At 57.0% G+C, this 258-nt stretch carries 1 protein-coding gene; it reads right to left on the bottom strand.

Features of this window, described 5'->3' with window-relative positions; all coding sequences use genetic code 11:
• On the bottom strand, window positions 1-251 hold a 251-nt coding region (locus tag SB764_RS42085), incomplete at its 3' end, for a class I SAM-dependent methyltransferase (protein WP_410867049.1).
• Window positions 252-258 lie beyond the last annotated feature (7 nt).

The following is a 258-nucleotide window of genomic DNA, read 5'->3' as shown; positions in this document are numbered from 1 at the left end:
CTGATGTCTACACCGATGACTGACGCCGCAAGACTGGACAAGGCATATGAGCCGTAGCCCTCTCCGCACGCGATGTCCAGTACACGCAGGCCAGCGGCCAGTTTACGCGCAACGACGTACCGATGCATGTGCTCGAGTTCAATCTCGGTGGACATCCCCGGGATATAGCGCTCACCATCCCATGCAAGATCTTGCTCGGATTGAACATCATGTTCGGACTCAACGCCCGTGTTCGGCGTCGCGCCGTGAATATTTTCC

Source organism: Paraburkholderia sp. SIMBA_027, from assembly GCF_046535315.1.
GTDB lineage: Bacteria > Pseudomonadota > Gammaproteobacteria > Burkholderiales > Burkholderiaceae > Paraburkholderia > Paraburkholderia tropica.
This window is presented reverse-complemented; position numbering and strand designations above follow the sequence as displayed.